Source organism: Brucella anthropi (assembly GCF_046630315.1).
Classification (GTDB): domain Bacteria; phylum Pseudomonadota; class Alphaproteobacteria; order Rhizobiales; family Rhizobiaceae; genus Brucella; species Brucella anthropi_A.
Genome location: NZ_LQBD01000036.1, coordinates 1 through 14690, shown reverse-complemented (window position 1 = coordinate 14690; position 14690 = coordinate 1). Strand labels below are relative to the sequence as shown.

Here is a 14690-nt window from a genome sequence, read left to right as displayed (position 1 = left end):
ATGGCGCGCATTGAAAAAGTCGAACTGCGCATGGTCGACCTTCCGCCGAAGGTCAGGCGTACCGATGCGATCCAGAGCTTTGTCAGCCAGGAAACGCCCATCGTCACCATCACCGACAGCGATGGCGCGGTGGGTACGGGCTACAGCTATACGATCGGCACCGGCGGCTCGTCCGTCATGCGGCTGTTGAGCGATCATCTGGTGCCGCTGATCATCGGTGAGGATGCCGATTGCATCGAGGCGATCTGGCGCAAGCTCGAATTTGCAACCCATGCCACCACCATCGGCGCGATCACCGCGCTGGCGCTCGCGGCCATCGATACGGCCCTTTGGGATCTGCGTGCCAAGAAGCAGAACCTGCCGCTGTGGAAACTTGCAGGCGGCGCCAAGGATCGGTGTCCGCTTTACACGACCGAGGGCGGCTGGCTGCATATCGAAAAGGAAGCGCTGGTCGAGGATGCCATGGAAGCCAAGGCCAGGGGCTTTTCCGGCTCCAAGGTCAAGATCGGCAAGCCGCATGGCGCGGAAGACCATGCGCGTCTTTCGGCAGTGCGCGCAGCCGTGGGGGACGGTTTCGAGATCATGACCGACTGCAATCAGGGCTTTACGGTCGATGAAGCGATCCGTCGCGCCGAGCGCCTGAAGGAGCTTGATCTCGCATGGATCGAGGAGCCGCTTCCCGCCGACGATCTCGACGGCCATATCCGCCTCACGCGCTCCACCGCGACGCCCATCGCGGTCGGTGAATCGATCTATTCGATCCGCCATTTCCGCGAATATATGCAGAAAGGCGCCTGCTCCATCGTGCAGGTGGATGTGGCGCGCATCGGCGGCATCACGCCATGGCTGAAAGTGGCGCACGCTGCGGAAGCCTTCGACATTCCGGTCTGCCCGCACTTCCTGATGGAACTGCATGTCAGCCTCACTTGTGCCGTGCAGAACGGGCGCTATGTCGAATATATCCCGCAGCTTGATGATCTGACCACCAAAGGCATGGAAATCCGTGACGGCCATGCCATCGCTCCATCGGAGCCGGGCATCGGCATCGCGTGGGATTGGGATGCGGTGCGTTCGCGGTCGATTTCCGAATTCACCCGCGAGATCGCGAGGTCGTGATGGTTCAAAGCCGGAAACAAAGAATGGGCATGGTGATCGGGCTCAGGCCCGAGAAGATCGCGGAATATAAAAAGCTGCACGCTGCCGTGTGGCCGGAAATTCTGGCGCTCATTTCCCAGTGCAACATCACCAATTATACGATCTTTCTCAAAGAGCCGGAGAACCTGTTGTTCGGCACATGGGACTATGTCGGCACCGATTTTGAGGCCGATATGAAGAAGATGGCCGATAACCCGAAGAATCAGGAATGGTGGTCGGTCTGCATGCCATGCCAGAAGCCGCTCGAGACCCGGAAAGAAGGTGAGTGGTGGGCGATGATGGAGGAGGTTTTTCATCATGACTGACGCTTTCGACCCAAAGCAGCTGCGCCAATGGTGGGCAAGGCCGTCCAAACCGAAACCCATCGTGATTTTCGGCGCGGGCAGCATTGTCGGCGACGCGCATCTGCCCGCCTATCAAAAGGGCGGCTTTCCGGTTGCAGGCATTTTCGATCCCAATCTGGACAAGGCATCGGCGCTGGTCGGCCAATGGGGCGTGAAGGCTTTTGCAAGCCTGGAGGAAGCGATAGCCGTTAAGGGCGCGATCTTCGATCTGGCGACGCCGCCCTCGGCCCATGCATCGATCCTCGCTCAATTGCCCGAAGGGGCGGCATGTCTGATCCAGAAGCCGATGGGCGGCGATCTGGCAGCGGCAACGGAAATCCTGAAGGTCTGCCGTGCGCGCAATCTGAAAGCGGCGGTGAATTTCCAGCTGCGTTTTGCGCCGATGATGCTCGCCCTTTACGACGCCGTCGACAAGGGCTGGCTGGGCGAAGTGGTGGATTTCGACGCATGGCTGGCGCTTGCGACCCCATGGGGCCTGTGGCCTTTCCTCAAAGGCCTGCCGCGCATCGAAATCGCCATGCACTCGATCCATTATCTGGATTTCGTGCGCGGGCTTTTGGGCGATCCCTTGGGTGTTCACGCCAAGACTATCGGCCATCCGAACCACGATGTGGCGCAGACGCGCACGGCGGCAATCCTCGATTACGGCGACCGCGTGCGCTGCGCGCTGTCGATCAATCACGATCATGATTTCGGCCGCAAGTTTCAGGCTTGCGAGTTCCGCATCTGCGGGACAGAGGGTGCGGCCTATGTGAAACTCGGCGTCAATCTCGACTATCCGCGCGGCGAGCCGGATGAATTGTGGATCAGGCCCAAGGGCGGCGATGACTGGGTTTGCGTGCCGCTGGAAGGCGCATGGTTCCCCGACGCATTCCTGAACCGCATGGCGCAGTTGCAGCGCTTCGCGACAGGCGAGGATGCCGAACTGGTCGGCTCGGTCGAGGATGCCTGGCACACCATGGCGCTGGTCGAGGCGGCCTATCGGTCAAGCGCCGCACCCGCCACGCCGCTTGCCGCAAAGCCGGAGTTTTGACCATGGCCGAACAGATAATCTATTTTGAAGATTATGAACTGGGGTCCGGGCGCATGACCTATGGCCGCACGATCACCGAAACGGATTTCGTGGTTCACGCCGGTCATACGGGCGATTTCTTCCCGCACCACATGGATGCGGAATTTGCGAAGACCTTGCCGGGCGGCCAGCGCATCGCCCACGGCACGATGATCTTTGCCATCGGCGTCGGGCTGACCGCGACGCTGATCAACCCTGTCGCATTTTCCTATGGTTATGACCGGCTTCGTTTCGTGCGTCCGGTGCATATCGGCGATACGATCCGCACGCGCGTGACGATCAGTGCAAAAGAAGACGACCCCAAGCGCGCCGCCATGGGCCGCGTGACGGAACGCTGCGAAGTGCTTAACCAGCGGGACGAAGTGGTGCTGGCTTGCGACCACATCCTGCTTGTCGAACGGAAGGCTTGAAGAATGACGATACGTTTTGATGGAAAAACCGCGCTGGTGACGGCAGCAGCTCAAGGCATTGGCCGCGCAAGCGCGCTGGCCTTTGCGGAAGCCGGCGCCAGGGTCTATGCGACCGACATCAACATGGATGTGCTCAGCGAAATCGAAGGTGTCAACGGCATCATCACCCGCAAGCTCAACGTGCTTGACGACGCGGAAGTGAAGGCGCTTGTCGCCGAAATCGGGCAGGTGGACATCCTGTTCAACTGTGCCGGTGTCGTCCATGGCGGTTCCATCCTTGAAATGAAGGACGAAGACCTCGATTTCGCGGTCAATCTCAACATCCGTTCGATGATCCGCACCATCCGCGCCGTGCTGCCGGGCATGCTGGAACGCAAGGACGGTTCTATCGTCAACATGGCTTCCGTCGCATCGAGCGTGAAGGGTGTGCCGAACCGCTTTGCCTATGGCGTCACCAAGGCTGCCGTCATCGGCCTTACCAAAGCCGTTGCTGCCGATTATGTCACCAAGGGCATCCGCTGCAATGCCATCTGCCCCGGCACGGTTGAAAGCCCGTCCTTGCAGGACCGTCTGCGTGCGCAGGGCGATTATGAAGAACAGCGCGCCGCCTTCATCGCCCGCCAGCCGATTGGCCGTATCGGCCAGCCGGAAGAGATTGCGGAACTTGCCGTTTACCTCGCCGGTGCAACTTATACCACCGGCCAAGCCTACAACATTGATGGCGGCTGGACGATTTAGTCTCAGCGCCCTCTCTTTCATCCTCTCAAAGGAGCAAACTCATGAAATTTCTTCGTTACGGTGAAGCCGGTCAGGAAAAGCCGGGCCTTCTCGATGCCGACGGCGCGATCCGCGATCTTTCCGCCCATATAGGCGATCTTTCCGGCGCGGCTCTGGCCCCGGATGCCCTGGCCAAGCTTGGCGCGGTCGACGTCAATGCGCTGCCGAAGGTTGAAGGCAATCCGCGCCTTGGCCCGTGCGTTGCGGGCACCGGCAAGTTCATCTGCATCGGGCTCAACTATGCCGACCACGCTGCCGAATCCGGCATGGCCGTGCCGCCGGAGCCGGTCATCTTCATGAAGGCCACCTCGGCCATCGTCGGCCCCAACGACGACCTGCTGATCCCGCGCGGCTCTGAAAAGACCGACTGGGAAGTCGAGCTTGGCATCGTCATCGGCAAAACCGCGAAATATGTCTCGGAAGAAGACGCGCTCGATTATGTCGCGGGCTATTGCACGCTGCACGACGTTTCCGAACGCGCTTTCCAGATCGAGCGCGCCGGTCAGTGGACCAAGGGTAAGTCCTGCGACACATTTGGCCCGACCGGCCCGTGGCTCGTCACCAAGGACGAAGTTGCCGACCCGCAGGATCTCAAGATGTGGCTCACCGTCAATGGTGAAACCATGCAGGACGGCTCGACGAAGACCATGGTTTATGGCGTGCGCTATCTCGTATCCTATCTCTCGCAGTTCATGTCCTTGCAGCCGGGCGACATCATCTCCACCGGCACGCCTCCCGGCGTCGGCATGGGCATGAAGCCGCCGCGCTATCTCAAGGCTGGCGATGTCGTGGAACTCGGCATTGAGGGCCTCGGCACGCAGAAGCAGAACGTGCGCGCCGACATCTAGGCTTTTTGGCATGGTCCCAAAACCGCCTGCCGCCTTTTGGGATCATGCTCCGATCACGGAAACAATCATGACGAAAATCACTGACCTGCGCGTCTTCGATCTCCGCTTTCCGACTTCGCAAAGTCTGGATGGCTCGGACGCCATGAACCCGGACCCGGATTATTCGGCGGCCTATGTCATTCTCGACACGGATGACGCGGCGCTGAAAGGCCATGGTCTCACCTTCACCATCGGTCGCGGCAACGATATCTGCTGTCAGGCCATTCTTGCCATGCGCCATCTGGTCGTGGGCGCTTCGCTGGAAGATTTTCGCGCCGCGCCCGGCAAGTTCTGGCGCTATCTGACGGGCGACAGCCAGCTGCGCTGGATCGGCCCGGACAAGGGCGCGATGCATCTGGCCACCGGCGCCGTCGTCAACGCCTTCTGGGACCTGGCTGCCAAGCAGGCGGGCAAGCCGGTATGGCGGCTTGTCGCCGACATGTCGCCGGAAGAGATCGCCGATATCGTCGATTATCGCTATCTGACCGACGCGCTGACGCGCGATGAAGCCGTCGCGATCCTGCGCAAGGCGGAAGCCGGCAAGGCTGAGCGCATCGCCACGCTCGAGGCGGAAGGCTATGCCTGCTACACGACGTCCGCTGGCTGGCTTGGCTATAACGACGACAAGCTGCGCCGTCTCTGCCAGGAAGCCATTGACGAGGGCTTCGACCACGTCAAGATGAAGGTTGGCCGCGATCTGGAAGACGATATCCGTCGTCTCACCATCGCGCGTGAAGTGATCGGCCCGGACCGCTATCTGATGATCGACGCCAATCAGGTCTGGGAGGTCGGTCAGGCCATCGAATGGGTCAACAAGCTGGCCTTCTGCAAGCCCTTCTTCATCGAGGAGCCGACCAGCCCTGACGATGTGGCGGGCCATCGCAAGATCCGCGAGGCCATCGGCCAGATAAAGGTCGCGACCGGCGAAATGTGCCAGAACCGCATCATGTTCAAGCAGTTCATCGCGGAAGGCGCCATCGACATCGTGCAGATCGATTCGTGCCGCATGGGCGGCCTGAACGAAGTTCTGGCCGTGCTGCTGATGGCGGCCAAGTTCGGCAAGCCGGTCTGGCCGCATGCAGGCGGTGTGGGCCTGTGCGAATATGTGCAGCATCTGTCGATGATCGATTATGTGGCCGTTTCCGGAACCAAGGAAGGCCGCGTGATCGAATATGTCGATCATCTGCACGAACACTTCATCGATCCATGCGTGATCAAGGATGCGGCCTATATGCCGCCGTCACTGCCGGGCTTCTCGATTGAAATGAAGCCGCAATCGATTGCGGAATACACGTTCAAGGGCTGAACGCCATCGTTTTTGAATGCTGAAAAGCCGCGCCGGGAAGCGCGGCTTTTTCGCTTATAGAAAGTGGATCATCAGCGCGTCGCCCACAACGAACAGTCAGCCTGCCGGAACGTCGAAGGCGGGCAGGGTGCCTGTCGTGCGCGAGGCTGGTAACTGGCAATCAGCCCATGAGAGCCGCTCTGACAGTTTTAATAGGGATGAAAAGCCGAAGCGGATTGGAAGGCAAAGGCGTGAAGCCAAACCTTTCTGTATAAAGCCGCAGCCTGCGCGCAGTGTTCTTCTCGTCGCCGCAATCCAGCACATCAAGCATGATAACGCTTATGCCTATCTGGTCGGCAACCATGACAATCCGCTCCATGGCATCAATGAGCAGGGTTTCCCCTAACCCTTGCCCTTGAAAGCGGCTGTCCACGCCTATCATTGAAATATATGCAGCAGGAATGTTGCCGTGGCCTGGTCGGTTTTTGGCATATTGCGCCGGGAGGTCCTGGTAATCGACGGAATGAACATTGAGGGCATAAAAGCCCATAAGCTCATATGTGGCGCTGGTCAGGACAAAGACGCGGATTGCATCGGCCCTGGATAGCTTGTTCGCCGTCAGCTTGAGGAAGTTATCAACTTGCGGCACACCACAAGAAAAAGCCGCTCGATCATGTTTGGCTGGATCGAACGGCTCGATGATATGCAGACCGGAAGTTTCCTGCGTCACTTGGAAATGACCGTCTTTCTGTGGCGGGCAAATGCTGCCTTCAAATGGGCGGTCGGCTCAGGAGGATTATCGAGAAGCGTAAAGAATGCTTCATGGTCCACCGGCTGCAACAGCGTGCGCTCATGCGCAGCAATGGTTTCCATCGCAGCCTTGTATGCCGCGCTCATGGTGAAGACTGAGTCATCCACGCCAGAAAGAGCGGCTGCGCGCTGTATGGTCCTCTTGATCCGAGGCTTGGTGCGAAAGTTCATCCTTTCGCTGCTCTTTTCGTCAATGTCGCTAACTTCATCATGGAAAGCCAACATGTCAGCCTCCTTAAGCTAGTTGTTGTTGGCTTTATGTACGTCAATCAGGCGTACAAGTCAATATCAGCCTGTATCATGCTATATTGCTGATATCGGCAATCCGCGTTCAGAAGGGGGGTAATCGTTTCGGATACGGAATTATATTGGTTGGCATGATGCTTCCACCAAAAGCATGAAAGGGGGGGGCTTTAGGTGGAGTGAGACTCTCAAGCCTAAGCAATCGAATTACTTGATGTTTTAAATGAAAAGTGGTGCCCGGAGGCGGATTCGAACCACCGACACGCGGATTTTCAATCCGCTGCTCTACCAACTGAGCTATCCGGGCATCCGTAACAAGCTGTTCGCTCGTTCGAGGCGGTGTTGGTTCCCGCCGGAAGTGGGTGGGTTATAGCATTAAATTCCGCGCTGTCCAGCACCGTATCGCAATTTTTATCAGCTTTTCGCACAGTTTCGATAAATAGCTGATTTCATTGCAGGAAGATGCTTTGAAACCGTCTAGTTTCCCTCTTCTTCCTCTTCATCAAGCGGCTTTCCCGGCAAGACATAACTGCCCGACAGCCAGCGATTGAGGTCGATGCTTTTGCAGCGCGGCGAACAGAACGGATAGGATTCGCGCGCCGAGGGCTTTCCGCATTCCGGGCAGGGGCGCGTCGGGCGCAAGGGCGTCACGCGGGCGCCCGCTGCTGCTGATATGTCCTTCTTGTCGCTCATGGCAGTTTTTCAGACTTTTCCGCTGTTCCAGTTGGCGTAAACCGGATAGCCGACATCGCGCAGCAGGCCTATCGTCTCCTGCAACGGCAATCCCACCACATTGGTATAGGAGCCAACCAGCTTGACGACAAAGCTGCCCGCCAGGCCCTGTATGGCATAGCCGCCCGCCTTGCCCCGCCATTCGCCGGAGGAGAGATAGGCATCCATCTCTTGTCGGGACAGCCGCTCGAAACGCAGCCTTGTTTCAACCAGTGTCTGGCGCAGGTTTCCATTCGGCAGGACGAGGCTCACCCCGGTGAAGACCTTGTGCGTGCGCCCCGAAAGCAGGCGCAGGCATTCCCGCGCTTCGTCGGCAATCTCCGCCTTGGGGAGGATGCGGCGGCCAACGGCCACAACCGTGTCGGCTGCAAGAATGAAGGCATGTGCGAAATTCGCATCGTCCTTCAGCTGCTCCTCGGCCCGGCGCGCCTTTTCCCGCGACAGACGCTTCGCCAGCGAGCGCGGATGTTCGCCACGCTGCGGCGTCTCATCTATATCGGCCGGACAGATATGGTCCGGTTCGATGCCTGCCTGCCCCAGAAGCTCGATCCTGCGTGGAGAACCGGAGGCAAGAACCAGCTTGTGTTGCGCGCTCATCGAATAGACATTTCCTGGAACGGATTGCTTACTTGAAGCGGTAGGTGATGCGGCCCTTGGTCAGGTCGTAAGGGGTCATTTCAACCAGCACCTTGTCACCGGCCAGAACGCGGATGCGATTCTTGCGCATGCGGCCGGCCGTATGGGCGATGATCTCATGTTCGTTCTCGAGCTTCACGCGGAACATGGCATTCGGCAACAGTTCCGTAACAACACCCGGAAATTCTAGGACTTCTTCTTTCGCCATGCGATACCTGTTTCTTTCTTCGATAAAATGCCGCTCTCGAGCGGTCTTTAGGTCTGAATTTGCGCGGAACCTATATGATTAGGCGGCATTTGTGAACAACGGAATTCCGCGAACTTATTGCTTATCGAAACGCTGCGTGATTTGCCGCTTCAGGCGGTCACGCACATCGCGATAGGCCGCCATGATCTGGTCCCTGCTGCCTGTAACAAGGGTCGGGTCGGGCGTCGGCCAATATTCGACATCGACCGAGAACCCGCGCATCCGCTCCAGCACGGTGTGATGGGCAAGCGGCGTCAGCGTTACGATCAGGTCGAAATAACCGTCCGCAAGTTCTTCAAGGCCGCGCGGCTGCCGGTTGTCGAGCGAGAGACCCTCTTCCTGAAGAACCGCATCGACAAACGGATCGCGCTCGCCCCGCTTCACGCCTGCCGACGCCACATAAATATTGGGCGGCAGGGCCTTTCTTGCAAGCAATTCCGCCATGGGCGAACGAATTGCATTCTTGCCGCAGACGAAAAGCAGCGATTTCGGCAAGCGCGGTTTATGATCCTCCTTGTCGTCGGCACGCACATTGGCAGGGGAGGCATCGGTGACGGTCATCGATGGTCAGCCTCTCCAGTGCAGGACGCAGACAAGTGTGAAAAGCCGCCGGGCCGTGTTGAAATCAACCTCGATCTTGCCCTTCAACCGCGCTTGCAGGGTTTGCGATCCTTCATTGTGCAGGCCGCGCCGCCCCATGTCGATTGCCTCGATCTTGCTCGGGGTCGCGGACCGGATCGCCTGATAATAGCTTTCGCAAATCATGAAATAATCCCGAACGACACGCCGCAGCGGCGTGAGCGAGAGAATATGGGTTGCGACATCCTCCCCGCTTTCCCGCGTGATCGCGAAGATCAGCCGTGATTCCATCAGCGAAAGCTTCAGCCGGTAAGGCCCGCCCTTATCGTCTCCGATCGGGTGGAAGGAGTTTTCTTCGATAAGGTCAAAAATGGCCACCGCGCGTTCATGCTCGACATCAGGCGTCGAACGCCCGATGGATTCATCGAGCTCGACGTCAACAAGGCGGGCATCTGGAACACCGGCAGTCATGTCACCTCATAGATTCAACCGGATGGCGACAGACTGCGCATGGGCATCAAGGCCTTCAGCGCGGGCAATCTCGATTGCAGCCGGCCCCAGCACACGCAGCTGATCGGGGCCGAGCTTGAGGAGCGACGTGCGCTTCATGTAATCGAGAACGGACAGGCCCGATGAGAAACGCGCCGAGCGCGCCGTCGGCAGAACATGGTTGCAGCCGCCGACATAATCGCCGATCACTTCGGGCGTATAGCCGCCGATGAAGATCGATCCCGCATTGCGAATTTTTGGCAGCAGGGCTTCCGGATCGGCGGTGGCGATTTCCAGATGCTCGGCTGCGATGCGATTGGCAAGCGGAATGGCTGCCTCGAAATCCTCGACCAGAATAACGGCCCCGAAATCGCGCCAGCTTGCGGCAGCCGTCTGCGCGCGCGGCAGGGTGCGAAGCTGCCTTTCAACAGCCTCCTCCACTGCCGTCGCCAGAGCCTCGTCATCGGTCATCAGGATGGATTGCGCGGCGGCATCGTGCTCGGCCTGCGCAAGAAGATCGGCGGCGATCCAGTCAGGATTGTTGTCCTTGTCGGCGATGATCAGCACTTCCGACGGGCCTGCGATCATGTCGATGCCGACCGTGCCGAAAACGATGCGCTTGGCGGCGGCCACATAGGCATTGCCGGGGCCCACGATCTTGGCAACGGGGCGAATGGTTTCGGTGCCGTAGGCAAGCGCCGCGACGGCCTGCGCGCCGCCGACACGATAAATCTCGGAAACGCCCGCCAGACGGGCAGCCACCAGAACCAGCGGATTGAGAATGCCGTCGGGGGCCGGAACCACCATGACGATGCGCTCCACGCCCGCCACCTTGGCGGGAACGGCGTTCATCAGGACGGAACTGGGATAGCTTGCCGTGCCGCCTGGGACATAAAGCCCCACAGCCTCGATGGCCGTCCAGCGCGAGCCAAGCTCCACGCCAAGCGCATCGGTATAGCGGTCATCCTTCGGCAACTGCCGCGCATGATGTTTTTCGATGCGCTCACGGGCAAGCTTCAGCGCTTCGACCGTCGATGCCGGGGCCGCATCGAAAGCCGCGTCGATTTCGGCCTCTGTGACCGCGATGCCGGTTTTTTCGAGATCGATCCGGTCGAAGCGGCGCGAATAGTCGATGAGCGCGCTGTCGCCTTCCCGGCGCACGCGGTCGACGATTTCGCGGGCCGCGCGATCGACATCCTCGGACGCCTCGCGCTTGCCTGCCAGAAATATCTCGAAATTATTCTCGAAATCGGGATCGGTTTGTCTGAGCGTCTTGACCACGCTTCTGTTCCTTCAAATATGCTTGCCGGACCTGTGCCCGGCGGACGAAAGACGGTTGTGCGGAACCTTCTCTCAGACGTTATGGCGGGGAAGCGATTCTGTTTCCCATGCCGCGCCGAGGTCCGTCATTTGCGCCTCGATGCATTCGACTTCAAGACGGATAGCCGCATTTGCCGAAAAAGTCAGTTCTATTGTTCCGGCCGGTGTGTCGCCGGCGGTGAACCGGATGGCCATCAGGGAAAGCACATCATCGGGTTTCTGGCGATTGATGCCGGTTGCCTTCGCCGCAATCACACGGTTGAAATGCAGGGCGGTGCGTCGGCGCTGGTATTGCGGCTTGCGCAGGAATCTCGGCTTGCTTTCTTCCCAGACAAAACGGTTTGCCGTCAGGATGAAACGCTTTTCGTTCCCGATATACTGGAGATCGGATACTTTCAAAACTGCGTCCTGAAGATGAGCGGAGAGAACCTGCAAATCCTCCTCATCCAGCGCCACAAGCTTCAACATATCCATCGTCCAGCACCACTTTTCCATTGTCGGTCAATAAAAGCGCCCGGCGGGCGGAAGATCAATTACCCACTTGGCTGATTACCAACTTGGCCGATTACCAACTTGGCATGTCGAAACCAAAAAATCGACAGGCTTTTCAAGCCTGTCGCTGTCCGATTGGTTTCCCGAAGATTGGGCGGGCAACAGCCGGAGCAATGAAGGTCACTCCGGCCAGGCCCTGTCAACCGCTGATGCGTTCGACGATCGCGCCGCACCGCGACAGCTTTTCCTCAAGCCGTTCGAAGCCGCGATCCAGATGATAGACGCGGTTGACCATGGTTTCGCCCTCGGCGGCAAGACCGGCGATCACAAGCGAAACGGAGGCGCGCAGATCCGTTGCCATCACCTGTGCGCCCTTCAGGCGTTCCACGCCCTCGACGGTTGCCGTCTGGCCGGACAGGGAAATTTTTGCGCCAAGACGCGCCAGCTCCTGCACATGCATGAAGCGATTTTCAAAAATCGTTTCCGTGATGTGCGAGGTGCCCTTTGCCTTGGTCATCAGGCCCATGAACTGGGCCTGCAAATCGGTCGGGAAACCGGGGAAGGGGTCGGTCGTGACGTCGACGGGGTGGATGCCGTGACCGTTGCGCACGACGCGCAGACCGCTATTGGTCTCGGTGATTTCTGCGCCAGCCTGACGCAATGTTTCAAGTGCGGCGGAAAGCTGGCATTCCTGCGCGCCTTCCAGAAGCACATCGCCGCCCGTCATGGCGACAGCCATGGCATAGGTTCCGGTTTCAATACGATCGGGAATGACACGCACGCGCGCGCCCGAAAGGCTGGTAACGCCTTCGATATGGATCGTGCTGGTGCCCGCACCGGTGATCCGGGCGCCCATCGCATTGAGGCAGTCGGCAAGGTTGACGACTTCCGGTTCGCGGGCGGCATTTTCGATGATGGTTTCGCCCTTGGCGAGCGTTGCCGCCATCAGCATGACATGGGTTGCGCCGACAGACACTTTCGGAAAGCTGTAGCGTGCGCCGACAAGGCCGCCCTTCGGCGCGCGGGCCTTGGCATAGCCGTTCTCAATATCGATTTCCGCTCCCAGCGCCTGGAGGGATTCCAGCAGCAGGTCCACGGGACGGGTGCCGATGGCGCAGCCGCCCGGCAGCGACACGGTTGCCTCGCCGGTGCGCGCCAGAAGCGGGCCGATCACCCAGAAGCTCGCGCGCATCTTGGACACGAGTTCATAAGGCGCGGTGGTGGTGACGATGTTGCGGGCGGTGAAATGGATGGTGCGCGAATAGGCTCCATTCTGATGCTCGCGACGGCCATTGACCGAATAATCGACGCCGTGATTGCTGAGGATGCGGATCAGCTGCTCGACGTCGGCCAGATGCGGCACATTTTCCAGCGTCAGCGTATCGTCGGTCAGAAGCGAGGCGATCATCAACGGTAGGGCGGCATTCTTGGCACCGGAAATGGGAATAACGCCGTTGAGCTTGTTGCCGCCGACGATTTTAATGCGATCCATGCTGTGTCACCTTCTGGGCCGATGCCTTGCCCGATAAATTGCACCAGATCCGGCAGCCCTTGCGGCGCGGCGGCGTTGGGTCATGAAATTACGAGTCTTGCGGCCAAAATACGTCAAACACGAATCACGATGGGACGATATCGCTGCGAAGAACAGAAATGAGCTTTTATCGCAGAGCCCCCCTATCTTCAAGGAAGGCTTTTTGCTGTGATTCTCAGTCTGTATCGCTGCTGGCGGCGGTGATGCCGTCGTTGCGTTCATCGGCTTCACCGGCACGACGCGATCTGGATTGTGCTTTGCGGCGCATCAGATTCGCCCGCAATTCCTCGGCCCGGCGTTTTTTGCGCTGGTCCGATTGGGTCTGTTTCTCTTTATTGGTCGTATTTTCGCTCATGGCGGTCTTTTACTACGGGAAAAAGAGCCGGAAAAGCGGGTTTCAAATGCGTGCCCGGCAGATTTCCACATTATGTGAAAAGAAATGCAATTGCTTGCTTGCGATTTGCGTAATGATGTGGCAGAAGTCCGCCGCACTCAAGAGATTGCTGCGGTAGCTCAGTGGTAGAGCACTCCCTTGGTAAGGGAGAGGTCGAGAGTTCAATCCTCTCTCGCAGCACCATTCTATCTTCTTGATTTCCCATAAGTATAAGGGTTTGCTAAGTTTTTTGAGGTCGCTTGTGCTACACACAGGTGACACACATGGTTCTTTTTATGCCCCGCCCTTATAAGCATCCCCGTACAGGCGTCTATTGGTACAGGCAGCGTGTTCCAGCTCCCTTACGGAGTGTGGCGAAAGGGAAACGCGTGACCGTAACCATCGACGGTCAAGTTTTCACACCTCTAATCGGCAACGATCTTACGGTTTCCCTGCAAACGAAAGACGTTGCGGAAGCCAAACGTAGGGGTAATGAGGCACAAACCGAGTTTGACCGCATCTGGCTTTCCTTCGCTGAACAGCCAATATCTTTGACGCTACGGCAGTGCGTGGCGCTCGCTGGTCGGTATTACCTCACCATGCGTCAGGCTTTGGAAGATGAACCCGGCGAGGCGGCGCTATGGGCGAAACGTGCCCGTGACTGGGATGCAATAGAAGCACGGCAGCAGGCCAGCGCCTACGGTTCTCTTATGATCGGTCAAAGGAGCTTGGATGAGCGGTTAGGGTCTTGGGTTGATGGCGTTCTATCTGAACATCACCTATCCGTGGATACGGCCTCCCGTGAAAAACTTCTGGAACAATTCGACAAAGCTGCTCGTGAGCTTGCCCTATTGTTGGAGCGCCGTGGCAGTGGGGATTATGGTCCTGACCTGAACGCAGAACGCTTTCCAGCCTTTGAGGCTCCAGAGGAATCACAGGCAACTGCGGTAGCTCGACCGGCGCTAACGTTAACCCAACTGTTCGAACGATGGGAGAAAGACCACCTTGCGGACGGGAAATCAGCCCGAACGGTTGGAGATTATCGCCAGAAGCTGAGCGCACTTATAAGCTTCCTTGAACATGAAGACGCCCACGCCATCACACCGAAAGACATTGGCCGGTGGGCGGACCATCTACGCCATCAGAAAGGCCTAAGCGCCAAAACGGTTGCAGATAAGTATTGAATAGCCCCTAGATTTGTGGACGCTTTCTTCCCTATTTTTGAGGCAAGGAGGCCATGATGGGGTCTGGCAATTTCAGTGACGAGTTCAAGCGCGATGCTGTCGCGCAGATTACCGAGCGCGGCTA

19 protein-coding genes and 2 tRNA genes are annotated in these 14690 nt (G+C 58.5%); 9 read left to right on the top strand and 12 right to left on the bottom strand.

Annotated elements, in window-relative coordinates:
- The 7 genes from AVM02_RS15960 (at position 1) to AVM02_RS15930 (ending at position 5951) form a co-directional block, all read left to right on the top strand.
- Positions 1-1116: a mandelate racemase/muconate lactonizing enzyme family protein gene (locus tag AVM02_RS15960; RefSeq protein WP_411507905.1), complete on the top strand. Its 1116-nt coding sequence runs from the start codon at positions 1-3 to the stop codon at positions 1114-1116.
- On the top strand, positions 1116-1460 hold the full coding sequence (locus AVM02_RS15955) for an L-rhamnose mutarotase (protein WP_411507904.1): 345 nt from the start codon (positions 1116-1118) through the stop codon (positions 1458-1460). The genes AVM02_RS15960 and AVM02_RS15955 overlap by 1 nt, the downstream gene beginning before the upstream one ends.
- Positions 1453-2532 carry a Gfo/Idh/MocA family protein gene (locus AVM02_RS15950; protein ID WP_411507903.1) on the top strand — a complete coding sequence of 360 codons (1080 nt, stop codon included), beginning with the start codon at positions 1453-1455 and terminating at the stop codon, positions 2530-2532. Before AVM02_RS15955 ends, AVM02_RS15950 begins: the two co-directional genes overlap by 8 nt.
- A gap of 2 nt (positions 2533-2534) precedes the next feature.
- Positions 2535-2981, top strand: a complete 447-nt coding sequence (locus tag AVM02_RS15945) for a MaoC/PaaZ C-terminal domain-containing protein (protein WP_411507902.1) — start codon at positions 2535-2537, stop codon at positions 2979-2981.
- A gap of 3 nt (positions 2982-2984) precedes the next feature.
- Entirely contained in the window at positions 2985-3719 is a 735-nt protein-coding gene (locus tag AVM02_RS15940) for an SDR family oxidoreductase (RefSeq protein ID WP_411507901.1), read from the top strand.
- A 41-nt stretch (positions 3720-3760) separates the two neighbouring features.
- Positions 3761-4606: a fumarylacetoacetate hydrolase family protein gene (locus AVM02_RS15935; protein ID WP_411507900.1), complete on the top strand. Its 846-nt coding sequence runs from the start codon at positions 3761-3763 to the stop codon at positions 4604-4606.
- A 67-nt stretch (positions 4607-4673) separates the two neighbouring features.
- The gene (locus AVM02_RS15930; RefSeq protein ID WP_411507899.1) at positions 4674-5951 is read left to right on the top strand and encodes an L-fuconate dehydratase; all 1278 of its coding nucleotides are present in this window, start codon (positions 4674-4676) and stop codon (positions 5949-5951) included.
- 160 nt (positions 5952-6111) lie between these two features.
- On the opposite strand, the gene AVM02_RS15925 is transcribed toward AVM02_RS15930, so the two are convergent.
- From AVM02_RS15925 to AVM02_RS15870, 12 genes are all read right to left on the bottom strand, one after another.
- Positions 6112-6660 (bottom strand): GNAT family N-acetyltransferase, encoded by a 549-nt coding sequence (locus tag AVM02_RS15925; RefSeq protein WP_411507898.1) that lies wholly within the window; start codon positions 6658-6660, stop codon positions 6112-6114.
- Positions 6657-6965 (bottom strand): DUF1778 domain-containing protein, encoded by a 309-nt coding sequence (locus AVM02_RS15920; RefSeq protein WP_009364766.1) that lies wholly within the window; start codon positions 6963-6965, stop codon positions 6657-6659. Before AVM02_RS15920 ends, AVM02_RS15925 begins: the two co-directional genes overlap by 4 nt.
- A 249-nt stretch (positions 6966-7214) precedes the next feature.
- Positions 7215-7290: transfer RNA gene (locus tag AVM02_RS15915), tRNA-Phe, on the bottom strand.
- Between the two features lie 170 nt (positions 7291-7460).
- Positions 7461-7676 carry a DNA gyrase inhibitor YacG gene (yacG, locus tag AVM02_RS15910; RefSeq protein WP_411507897.1) on the bottom strand — a complete coding sequence of 72 codons (216 nt, stop codon included), beginning with the start codon at positions 7674-7676 and terminating at the stop codon, positions 7461-7463.
- A 9-nt stretch (positions 7677-7685) separates the two neighbouring features.
- On the bottom strand, positions 7686-8312 hold the full coding sequence (locus AVM02_RS15905) for a Maf-like protein (RefSeq protein ID WP_411507896.1): 627 nt from the start codon (positions 8310-8312) through the stop codon (positions 7686-7688).
- 28 nt (positions 8313-8340) lie between these two features.
- Entirely contained in the window at positions 8341-8559 is a 219-nt protein-coding gene (gene infA, locus AVM02_RS15900; RefSeq protein ID WP_002965531.1) for a translation initiation factor IF-1, read from the bottom strand.
- Positions 8560-8673: 114 nt separating this feature from the next.
- Positions 8674-9159: a low molecular weight phosphatase family protein gene (locus tag AVM02_RS15895; RefSeq protein ID WP_411507895.1), complete on the bottom strand. Its 486-nt coding sequence runs from the start codon at positions 9157-9159 to the stop codon at positions 8674-8676.
- Between the two features lie 6 nt (positions 9160-9165).
- Entirely contained in the window at positions 9166-9648 is a 483-nt protein-coding gene (locus tag AVM02_RS15890; RefSeq protein WP_411507894.1) for a UPF0262 family protein, read from the bottom strand.
- 6 nt (positions 9649-9654) lie between these two features.
- Positions 9655-10947 (bottom strand): histidinol dehydrogenase, encoded by a 1293-nt coding sequence (hisD, locus tag AVM02_RS15885; protein ID WP_411507893.1) that lies wholly within the window; start codon positions 10945-10947, stop codon positions 9655-9657.
- Between the two features lie 72 nt (positions 10948-11019).
- Entirely contained in the window at positions 11020-11460 is a 441-nt protein-coding gene (locus AVM02_RS15880; protein ID WP_411507892.1) for a DUF2948 family protein, read from the bottom strand.
- Positions 11461-11677: 217 nt separating this feature from the next.
- Positions 11678-12970: a UDP-N-acetylglucosamine 1-carboxyvinyltransferase gene (murA, locus tag AVM02_RS15875; protein WP_411507891.1), complete on the bottom strand. Its 1293-nt coding sequence runs from the start codon at positions 12968-12970 to the stop codon at positions 11678-11680.
- Positions 12971-13184: 214 nt separating this feature from the next.
- Positions 13185-13364, bottom strand: a complete 180-nt coding sequence (locus tag AVM02_RS15870; protein ID WP_411507890.1) for a hypothetical protein — start codon at positions 13362-13364, stop codon at positions 13185-13187.
- A 147-nt stretch (positions 13365-13511) separates the two neighbouring features.
- Here AVM02_RS15870 and AVM02_RS15865 point away from each other — a divergent pair.
- Together AVM02_RS15865 and AVM02_RS15860 are read left to right on the top strand one after the other, a co-directional pair.
- Positions 13512-13586: transfer RNA gene (locus tag AVM02_RS15865), tRNA-Thr, on the top strand.
- An 80-nt stretch (positions 13587-13666) separates the two neighbouring features.
- The gene (locus AVM02_RS15860; RefSeq protein WP_411507889.1) at positions 13667-14566 is read left to right on the top strand and encodes a DUF6538 domain-containing protein; all 900 of its coding nucleotides are present in this window, start codon (positions 13667-13669) and stop codon (positions 14564-14566) included.
- Positions 14567-14690 lie beyond the last annotated feature (124 nt).

Bases quoted from the DNA above. Each gene is read 5' to 3' on its own strand.
- AVM02_RS15960 (WP_411507905.1), top strand. From the start codon at position 1: ATGGCGCGCATTGAAAAAGTCGAACTGCGCATGGTCGACCTTCCGCCG.
- AVM02_RS15955 (WP_411507904.1), top strand. From the start codon at position 1,116: ATGGTTCAAAGCCGGAAACAAAGAATGGGCATGGTGATCGGGCTCAGG.
- AVM02_RS15950 (WP_411507903.1), top strand. From the start codon at position 1,453: ATGACTGACGCTTTCGACCCAAAGCAGCTGCGCCAATGGTGGGCAAGG.
- AVM02_RS15945 (WP_411507902.1), top strand. From the start codon at position 2,535: ATGGCCGAACAGATAATCTATTTTGAAGATTATGAACTGGGGTCCGGG.
- AVM02_RS15940 (WP_411507901.1), top strand. From the start codon at position 2,985: ATGACGATACGTTTTGATGGAAAAACCGCGCTGGTGACGGCAGCAGCT.
- AVM02_RS15935 (WP_411507900.1), top strand. From the start codon at position 3,761: ATGAAATTTCTTCGTTACGGTGAAGCCGGTCAGGAAAAGCCGGGCCTT.
- AVM02_RS15930 (WP_411507899.1), top strand. From the start codon at position 4,674: ATGACGAAAATCACTGACCTGCGCGTCTTCGATCTCCGCTTTCCGACT.
- AVM02_RS15920 (WP_009364766.1), bottom strand. From the start codon at position 6,965: ATGTTGGCTTTCCATGATGAAGTTAGCGACATTGACGAAAAGAGCAGC.
- yacG (WP_411507897.1), bottom strand. From the start codon at position 7,676: ATGAGCGACAAGAAGGACATATCAGCAGCAGCGGGCGCCCGCGTGACG.
- AVM02_RS15905 (WP_411507896.1), bottom strand. From the start codon at position 8,312: ATGAGCGCGCAACACAAGCTGGTTCTTGCCTCCGGTTCTCCACGCAGG.
- infA (WP_002965531.1), bottom strand. From the start codon at position 8,559: ATGGCGAAAGAAGAAGTCCTAGAATTTCCGGGTGTTGTTACGGAACTG.
- AVM02_RS15895 (WP_411507895.1), bottom strand. From the start codon at position 9,159: ATGACCGTCACCGATGCCTCCCCTGCCAATGTGCGTGCCGACGACAAG.
- AVM02_RS15890 (WP_411507894.1), bottom strand. From the start codon at position 9,648: ATGACTGCCGGTGTTCCAGATGCCCGCCTTGTTGACGTCGAGCTCGAT.
- AVM02_RS15880 (WP_411507892.1), bottom strand. From the start codon at position 11,460: ATGGATATGTTGAAGCTTGTGGCGCTGGATGAGGAGGATTTGCAGGTT.
- murA (WP_411507891.1), bottom strand. From the start codon at position 12,970: ATGGATCGCATTAAAATCGTCGGCGGCAACAAGCTCAACGGCGTTATT.
- AVM02_RS15870 (WP_411507890.1), bottom strand. From the start codon at position 13,364: ATGAGCGAAAATACGACCAATAAAGAGAAACAGACCCAATCGGACCAG.
- AVM02_RS15860 (WP_411507889.1), top strand. From the start codon at position 13,667: ATGGTTCTTTTTATGCCCCGCCCTTATAAGCATCCCCGTACAGGCGTC.